Consider the following 8530-nt stretch of genomic DNA (forward strand, 5'->3'; position numbering starts at 1 on the left):
GGGGATTCGATGCGCGCTCCATGGCGGCGACCGTCTCCGCCCGGGCCACGTACCCTGTTCTGTTGTGCCGAACGCCAACGAAGTCACCCCCAGTGTCCTGAGCCAGGAGCAGCAGCACGCGGTGAACGAGCCGCTGCGGATCGCCCCTGTCGCCGACGATCTCGCCCGCCGTTTCCAGGAGGCCGGGTTCTCGCTCGCCCTGGTCGGCGGCTCGGTCCGGGACGCCTTGCTCGGGCGGCTCGGCAACGACCTGGACTTCACGACCGACGCCCGTCCTCAGGACGTACTGAAGATCATGCGTCCCTGGGCGGACGCGGTCTGGGAGGTCGGGATCGCCTTCGGCACGGTCGGGGGGCAGAAGGACGGCTGGCAGATCGAGGTGACCACCTACCGGTCGGAGGCGTACGACCGGACTTCACGCAAGCCCGAGGTGTCCTACGGCGACTCCATCGAGGAGGACCTCGTCCGGCGTGACTTCACGGTGAACGCGATGGCCGTCGCGCTTCCGGCGAAGGTGTTCATCGACCCGCACGGCGGACTCGACGACCTCGCGGCCGGCCTGCTGCGTACACCCGGTACCCCCGAGGACTCCTTCTCGGACGACCCGCTCCGGATGATGCGGGCCGCGCGCTTTGCCGCGCAGCTCGACTTCGAGGTGGCCCCGGAGGTCGTGAAGGCCATGCAGGACATGGCTGGGCGCATCGACATCGTCTCGGCCGAGCGGGTCAGGGACGAGCTGAACAAGCTCATCCTCTCCGCGCACCCGCGGAAGGGGCTGACCCTGCTGGTGGAGACCGGCCTCGCCGAGCGGGTCCTGCCCGAACTGCCGGCCCTGCGGCTGGAGCGTGACGAGCACCACCGGCACAAGGACGTCTACGACCACACGCTCATCGTCCTGGAGCAGGCGATGGCCCTGGAGAGCGAGGGTCCGGACCTGACCCTCCGCCTGGCCGCCGTGCTGCACGACATCGGCAAGCCGCGCACCCGTCGCTTCGAGAAGGACGGCAGGGTCTCGTTCCACCACCACGAAGTGGTCGGCGCCAAGATGACGAAGAAGCGCATGGTCGCGCTCAAGTACTCCAATGACCTGGTGAAGGATGTCTCCCGCCTGGTCGAGCTGCATCTGCGCTTCCACGGTTACGGCACGGGCGAGTGGACGGACTCCGCGGTCCGCCGCTACGTCCGGGACGCCGGGCCGCTGCTCGACCGTCTGCACAAGCTGACACGGTCGGACTGCACGACGCGCAACAAGCGCAAGGCGTCGGCCCTCTCGCGTGCCTACGACGGCCTGGAGGAACGGATCGCGCAGCTTCAGGAGCAGGAGGAGCTGGACGCGATCCGCCCGGATCTGGACGGCAACCAGATCATGGAGATCCTCGGCATCCGACCCGGCCCGGCCGTCGGGCAGGCCTACAAGCACCTGCTGGAGCTTCGCCTGGAGAACGGTCCGATGGAGCAGGACGCGGCGGCGGCGGCCCTGAAGGACTGGTGGGCCGATCAGGAGTCGTGACCCGGGGGTGACGGACAGGCGAAGGGGCGATGTTTCACGTGAAACATCGCCCCTCGCCTGTGAGGTTGTGCCTTACTTGTCCTTCAGGCAGAGCAGGAAGTCGCTGCCGCTGCCGCTCTCGGTGTACGAGTACTGGAAGTCCTTGGCCTCTTCCGAGCACTTGTTTTCGGCGGTGAGGGCGGAGTAGGAGCCCTTGATCTTGGCCAGCACCACGTACTGGGCCTTCGCGTCACCGCAGTCGACGACCTCGAGGTCCGGGTCGGTGTCGCTGCTGCTGCCCCGATGCATGCAGTCACCGACCGCAGCCGTGTCGGCGTCGTCCCGGCTGGCGATGTATCCGCCGACCGCGACACCCACGACGACCACCGCGATGACGATGTTCTTGATCGTCTTGAAGCTCAGCTTGCGACGGGCCGGCTGCGGCGGCACCGGGGCGTACGGCGCACCCTGCTGCGGAAAACCGGGCTGACCCGGCTGGCCCGGCTGGCCGGCCTGCTGCGGGAAGCCCTGCTGCCCCTGGGCGTAGGGGTTCTGCCCCTGAGGCTGCTGCGGAGCCTGCGGCTGGTTCTGTGCGAACGGGTTGCCCTGAGGCGGCGGCTGGGTGGTCACTGGGGGTCCCCCTGGAATAGGTGCGTGTCGCGAACATGCCGCGAGATAAGACGCACGTAAGCTACCGGGTCCCACTGACAACTCTGTAGTCCAGTGAGGCTCTGTGTCACTGATGTGACACTTACCGGCTCTCAAACCGGGCCATAGCCGCCGCAACCACTCCGTAGACCACGGAGACCGTCACGATCAGCGGCACCGAGCGGCCGTCCGGCGGCAGCATGAGCGCGGCCACCCCGGCCGCGCCGACGAAGGCCACGTTGAACAGCACGTCGTAGACGGAGAAGATCCGGCCACGGAAGGTGTCGTCGACCGAGAACTGCACGACCGTGTCGGTCGCGATCTTCGCCCCCTGTGTGATCAGGCCCAGCACGAACGCGGCGGCCAGCAGTGGCGCCGTGGCGAACGGCAGGCCCAGCGCCGGCACCAGAACGGTGGCGACCGCGGCGCAGACGACCATCCAGCGACCGGGGCCCAGTCGTCCCGCAGCCCAGGGGGTGACCACCGCGGCCGCGAAGAAGCCCGCTCCGGACACCCCGAGCGCCAGCCCCAGCAGGGCAAGCCCTTCATCGGTGCCCGAGGTCAGGGAGTACCGGCACAGCATCAGCAGCATGACCAGCAGGGCGCCGTAGCAGAACCTCATCAGCGTCATGCCCGCCAGCGCCCAGGCGGCCTCCCGGCGGGCCGGCGCGGCGAGATGACGTACGCCGGCCATCAGGTCGCGGGCGGTGCCGGTGAGAGCCGAGGTCAGCCTCGGCGGCACGCGTGCCGGGTCCGGACCCAGCAGCTCCACGGCGATCCGCAGCGACGCCAGCGCGCCGCACAGGTAGAGACCGGCACCGAGCAGCACCACGGCGGCGTCGGAGTCCGAGATCACGAGGCGCACGACGAACGCGAGGCCGCCGCCCGCCGTCGCGGCCAGGGTGCCGGCCGTCGGGGAGAGCGAGTTGGCGATCACCAGACGCTCGGCGTCGACCACCCGGGGCAGTGCGGCGGACAGACCCGCGAGCACGAAACGGTTGACGGCCGTGACGCAGAGGGCCGAGACGTAGAAGAGCCACTCGGGTACCGAGGCGATCATCAGCACCGCCGTCACCGAGGCCAGCACGGCGCGCAGCAGATTGCCGTACAGGAAGACCTGGCGGCGGCGCCAGCGGTCCAGCAGGACACCGGCGAAGGGGCCCACCAGGGAGTAGGGGAGCAGCAGGACCGCCATCGCGGAGGCGATCGCGGCGGCCGAGGTCTGTTTCTCCGGGGAGAAGACGACATAAGTGGCAAGCGCGACCTGGTAGACGCCGTCGGCGCCCTGGGAGAGCAGGCGAACGGCGAGCAGGTGCCGAAACCCCTTCAGACGCAGCAGGATGCGCAGGTCACGGACGACGGCCATGGGGCACAGCCTCACATACGGGAAAGGTCCCCGGGTCATGCGACCCGGGGACCCTCGGCAGACCGGGGTCAGCGGCTTCTCAGCGCTCGACCTCGCCCGCGATGAACTTCTCGACGTTGGCACGGGCCTCGTCGTCGAAGTACTGGACCGGCGGGGACTTCATGAAGTAGCTCGACGCCGACAGGATCGGGCCGCCGATGCCGCGGTCCTTGGCGATCTTCGCGGCGCGCAGGGCGTCGATGATGACACCGGCCGAGTTCGGGGAGTCCCAGACCTCGAGCTTGTACTCCAGGTTCAGCGGGACGTCACCGAAGGCGCGGCCCTCGAGGCGGACGTAGGCCCACTTGCGGTCGTCCAGCCAGGCCACGTAGTCGGACGGGCCGATGTGGACGTTGTCCGCACCCAGGTCGCGGTCGGGGATCTGCGAGGTGACGGCCTGCGTCTTGGAGATCTTCTTGGACTCCAGGCGCTCGCGCTCGAGCATGTTCTTGAAGTCCATGTTGCCGCCGACGTTCAGCTGCATCGTGCGGTCCAGGACGACGCCCCGGTCCTCGAACAGCTTCGCCATGACGCGGTGCGTGATGGTGGCGCCGACCTGCGACTTGATGTCGTCGCCGACGATCGGGACGCCCGCCTCGGTGAACTTGTCCGCCCACTCCTTGGTGCCGGCGATGAAGACCGGGAGGGCGTTGACGAAGGCGACCTTGGCGTCGATGGCGCACTGGGCGTAGTACTTCGCCGCGGCCTCGGAACCGACGGGCAGGTAGCAGACGAGAACGTCGACCTGCTTGTCCTTGAGGACCTGGACGATGTCGACCGGCGCCTCGGCGGACTCCTCGATGGTCTGGCGGTAGTACTTGCCGAGACCGTCGTGGGTGTGGCCGCGCTGGACCTGGACGCCGCTGTTCGGCACGTCGCAGATCTTGATGGTGTTGTTCTCTGAGGCGCCGATGGCGTCCGCGAGGTCCAGGCCGACCTTCTTGGCGTCCACGTCGAAGGCGGCGACGAACTCGATGTCACGGACGTGGTAGTCGCCGAACTGGACGTGCATCAGGCCGGGGACCTTGGCCGCCGGGTCGGCGTCCTTGTAGTACTCGACGCCCTGCACCAGCGATGCGGCGCAGTTGCCCACACCGACGATGGCTACGCGAACCGAACCCATTCCGGTTGCTCCCTGTGTGTACGAGTGAGGCCCTGACTGGGCGCTCACGTGGCGGTGTCGCCGGGCGCATCCGGCCGGGGGTCGTCCCCCGGCCGGGGCAGGACGCCCGTCGCTCCAGATGTCGTGTCCTGTTGAGCGGTCCCCTCGGCGGCGGAACCCCTGAGGTCCCGCCCCGCCCGCTCGCTCTCGATGAGCTCGTTCAGCCAGCGCACTTCGCGCTCCACGGACTCCATTCCGTGGCGCTGCAGCTCAAGCGTGTAGTCGTCGAGTCGCTCCCGGGTGCGGGCCAGGGAGGCCCGCATCTTCTCCAGACGCTCCTCCAGCCGGCTGCGCCGTCCCTCGAGCACGCGCATGCGTACGTCTCGCGACGTCTGGCCGAAGAACGCGAAGCGAGCGGCGAAGGTCTCGTCCTCGTACGCGTCCGGGCCCGTCTGGGAGAGGAGCTCCTCGAAATGTTCCTTACCGTCGGCCGTCAACCGGTAGACGATCTTGGCGCGGCGTCCCGTGAGGGAAGCGGCGGCCTCGCCGACGTTCCCCGGTTCCTCGATCAACCAGCCGTTGGCGACCAGCGTCTTGAGGCAGGGATAGAGCGTCCCGTAGCTGAACGCCCGGAACACACCCAGTGACGTGTTGAGCCGTTTACGCAGCTCATAGCCGTGCATCGGGGACTCGCGGAGCAGGCCGAGTACGGCGAACTCGAGGATGCCGGATCTCCGGCTCATCGTCGCCTCCTCTCGCCCTTATGCCGCGCTGATGTATCGACTCGATACATCAGCACGATAGAACGAGCTTCCGCGTGCGACAAGAGGAGAACTGGTGAACGGGATCACATCAGGGTTTCATCGCGAGCAAGTTGCCTGATTTGAGGTGAACTTCGGGCCGCGGGGGTTTTGACGGTGCGTAGTGTGTGCGCCATGCGAACCACCGGGAACCGAGTGACGTCTGGGGGCGTCCCTGTCCCCGGTGCAGTACGGGTGAATGCGGAAGGGGCCGCATCCGTACTTCGGGGGGACCGGAAACCAGCCGCCTTTACCAGGCGCGCAAAGGTGCGCCTGCCCGAGGAGTAGTCGTTCGATGAGCGAGCACCGTCGCAAACCGCCGCAGCCGCAGGGAGGCGGACGTGCCGCGGCCCGACGTGGCCAGTCCGGCTCGTCCTCCGGCCGCCGTGCGGCACCGCGAGGCGCCACAGGGTCTCCGTCCGGCTCGTACGGTCCGGATGACGAGCAGCCGGCGTACGGGAGTCGCGCCGAAGCCCGGCGCGCGGCACAGCGGAACGGGGGTGGCCGTCGCAGAGCGGCCGAGCCCGGCCGCGGCGGCCGGCGCGGGGCGCCCGGCGGACCGGCAGGGCCGGGCCGGGGACGCGCCGCCGCGCCCGGCAAGAAGCGGATGATCGACTACCCGCGCCACGACAAGGACGGGTGGCACCGCTGGGTGCCCTCCTGGAGGCTCGTCTCCGGGCTGTGCATCGCGTTCTTCGGCTGCCTGGTCGGCGCCGCCGGTCTCGCGTACGCCATGGTGAGCGTCCCCGTCGTCGACGATTCCGCCACGGCGCAGAACAACGTCTACTACTGGGCGGACAACACCCAGATGGTGGCCACGGGTGGAGACCGCAACCGGCAGAACGTCGATCTCTCCCAGATCCCCAAGGCCATGCGCAACGCCGTCATCTCGCAGGAGAACAAGACGTTCTACTCCGACAGCGGCATCGACCCCAAGGGCATCGCCCGCGCCGTGTTCAACATGGCCAAGGGCGGTGATACCCAGGGTGGCTCCACCATCACCCAGCAGTACGTGAAGAACGCGATGCTGAACGACCAGTCGCAGACGGTCTCCCGCAAGGTCAAGGAGATCTTCGTCTCGATCAAGGTCGGTACCGACGTCTCCAAGGACGACATCCTCGAGGGCTACCTGAACTCGGCCTACTACGGCCGCGGCGCCTATGGCATCCAGGCGGCGGCTCGGGCGTACTTCAACGTCGACGCCGTCGACCTCAACCCGGGGCAGTGTGCCTTCCTGTCGGCGATGCTCAAGGGCGCCACGTACTACGACCCGGCGGGCTCGGTCTCCATCGACCCGTCGGCCACTCCGGATGCCAACAAGAAGCGCGCCCACCGCCAGATGCAGGACACCCTCGACAAGATGGTCGAGTACGGGCATCTGAACCAGGCGGACCGGGCCAAGTACACCGAACTGCCCACCACGCAGAACCCGCAGTCGAACGCGAAACTGGGCGGCCAGATCGGCTACCTCGTCAGGCTCGCCAAGTCCTCCGTGCTCAAGAGCGGCAAGGTGACGGAGCAGCAGCTGGAGAAGGGCGGCTACTCGATCTACACGACCTTCGACAAGAAGAAGGTCGACGAGATGGAGAAGGCGGTCCAGAAGGTCTACAAGGAGAAGATCGACCCCAAGAAGCGCCCCGAGACGGACACCGACGTCCAGTTCGGCGGGGCGTCGATCGACACCCAGACCGGGGCCATCAAGGCCATCTACGGCGGTGAGGACGCCACCAAGCACTTCACCAACAACGCCGACGTGACCGGTGCCCAGGTCGGTTCGACGTTCAAGCCGTTCGTGCTCGCGGCGGCGATGAAGTGGGGTGTGCGTGATCCGGACCTCGGCCCGGTCCAGGCCCAGGACGAGCGCACCGTCGTCTCTCCGAAGAGCCTCTACAGCGGCAAGAACAAACTCAAGATCAACAACTATGACGGGTCGATCTGGGAGAACGAGGACGGCGAGCAGTGGCGGCAGGAGAACGACGGTCAGGACGACGTCGGTGACCCGCCGGACTACAAGATCGACCTCCGTGAGGCGATGCGGGAGTCGGTGAACTCCGCCTATGTGCAGCTCGGCATGGACGTCGGCCTGGACCAGGTGAAGGAGGCCGCCGTCGACGCGGGGCTTCTGGAGGACAGTCTGACGGGCTCCGACTTCCCGTCCTTCTCCCTCGGCATCTCGGACCCCAGCGCCATCCGCATGGCGGGCGCGTACGCCACCTTCGCGGACAGCGGCAAGCAGCGCGAGCCGTACTCCGTCACGAAGGTGACGAGCAAGAACGGCACGCTCTACACGCACAAGGTCGAGGAGAAGCAGGCCTTCACCGCGAAGGTCGCGGACAACGTCACGGACGTCCTGAAGACCGTCGTCGAGAAGGGAACGGGCACCAAGGCCCAGCTGCCAGGCCGAGATGTCGCGGGCAAGACCGGTACCACGGACGGCAACAAGTCCGCCTGGTTCGTCGGCTACACCCCGCAGCTGTCGACCGCGATCAGCATGTACCGCTACCCGGACGACGAGTCCATCAAGGACCGCACGTTCCTGGAGATGTACGGAACGGGCGGCGAGAAGAAGATCCACGGTGCCTCCTTCCCGTCCACGATCTGGCAGGACTACATGTCGGATGCCGTCAAGGGCATGAAGGTGGTGAAGTTCCCGGAGCCGGAGTCCATCGGCGAGGTGGTCAACGACACCCCGTCGCCGACCCCGACACCCTCCCCTTCCCCCTCCGCGTCCGAGACCGAGGAAGCCAGCCCGTCGCCGACTCCGTCGCCCAGCAACACGCAGAACAGCCCCTCACCTCCCGCGCCGACCAATACGTGCGGTGTCTTCGAGTGGAACTGTGACGACGGAGAGAACGCCGGCAACGGCAACGGTGGCAGTGGCCCGGGCGGCTCCGAGGGCAGCGAATCACCTTCGCCGACGTCCAGCGAGACGGGAGAAGAGGGCGACAGCAACGGAAACAGCCGCGGAAACACCATCTGGGGCGCGAACGGCTAGGCAGTTTCGTTTGGATCACCGGGCGGACCAGAGGAAGATGCCCGCGATGTGGAGTCCGGCCAGATAGATGGTGGCGGTCTTCTCGTAGCGG

6 protein-coding genes are annotated in these 8530 nt (G+C 67.6%); 2 read left to right on the plus strand and 4 right to left on the minus strand.

Going from position 1 to position 8530, the window contains the following annotated elements; all coding sequences use genetic code 11:
* Positions 1 to 64: 64 nt before the first annotated feature.
* Positions 65 to 1510 carry a CCA tRNA nucleotidyltransferase gene (locus ACIQFU_RS34235; RefSeq protein WP_402556873.1) on the plus strand — a complete coding sequence of 482 codons (1446 nt, stop codon included), beginning with the start codon at positions 65 to 67 and terminating at the stop codon, positions 1508 to 1510.
* Between the two features lie 72 nt (positions 1511 to 1582).
* On the opposite strand, the gene ACIQFU_RS34240 is transcribed toward ACIQFU_RS34235, so the two are convergent.
* From ACIQFU_RS34240 to ACIQFU_RS34255, 4 genes are all read right to left on the minus strand, one after another.
* On the minus strand, positions 1583 to 2119 hold the full coding sequence (locus ACIQFU_RS34240; protein WP_402556874.1) for a hypothetical protein: 537 nt from the start codon (positions 2117 to 2119) through the stop codon (positions 1583 to 1585).
* Between the two features lie 121 nt (positions 2120 to 2240).
* Positions 2241 to 3503: an MFS transporter gene (locus tag ACIQFU_RS34245; RefSeq protein ID WP_402556875.1), complete on the minus strand. Its 1263-nt coding sequence runs from the start codon at positions 3501 to 3503 to the stop codon at positions 2241 to 2243.
* Between the two features lie 79 nt (positions 3504 to 3582).
* Positions 3583 to 4665: an inositol-3-phosphate synthase gene (locus ACIQFU_RS34250; protein WP_393227327.1), complete on the minus strand. Its 1083-nt coding sequence runs from the start codon at positions 4663 to 4665 to the stop codon at positions 3583 to 3585.
* Between the two features lie 44 nt (positions 4666 to 4709).
* On the minus strand, positions 4710 to 5387 hold the full coding sequence (locus tag ACIQFU_RS34255; protein WP_402556877.1) for a PadR family transcriptional regulator: 678 nt from the start codon (positions 5385 to 5387) through the stop codon (positions 4710 to 4712).
* A gap of 664 nt (positions 5388 to 6051) precedes the next feature.
* On the opposite strand from ACIQFU_RS34255, the gene ACIQFU_RS34260 reads away from it, so the two are divergent.
* Positions 6052 to 8439 (plus strand): transglycosylase domain-containing protein, encoded by a 2388-nt coding sequence (locus tag ACIQFU_RS34260; protein WP_402556879.1) that lies wholly within the window; start codon positions 6052 to 6054, stop codon positions 8437 to 8439.
* The last annotated feature ends 91 nt before the right edge of the window (positions 8440 to 8530 follow it).

This window comes from Streptomyces sp. NPDC093065 (genome assembly GCF_044754585.1).
Classification (GTDB): domain Bacteria; phylum Actinomycetota; class Actinomycetes; order Streptomycetales; family Streptomycetaceae; genus Streptomyces.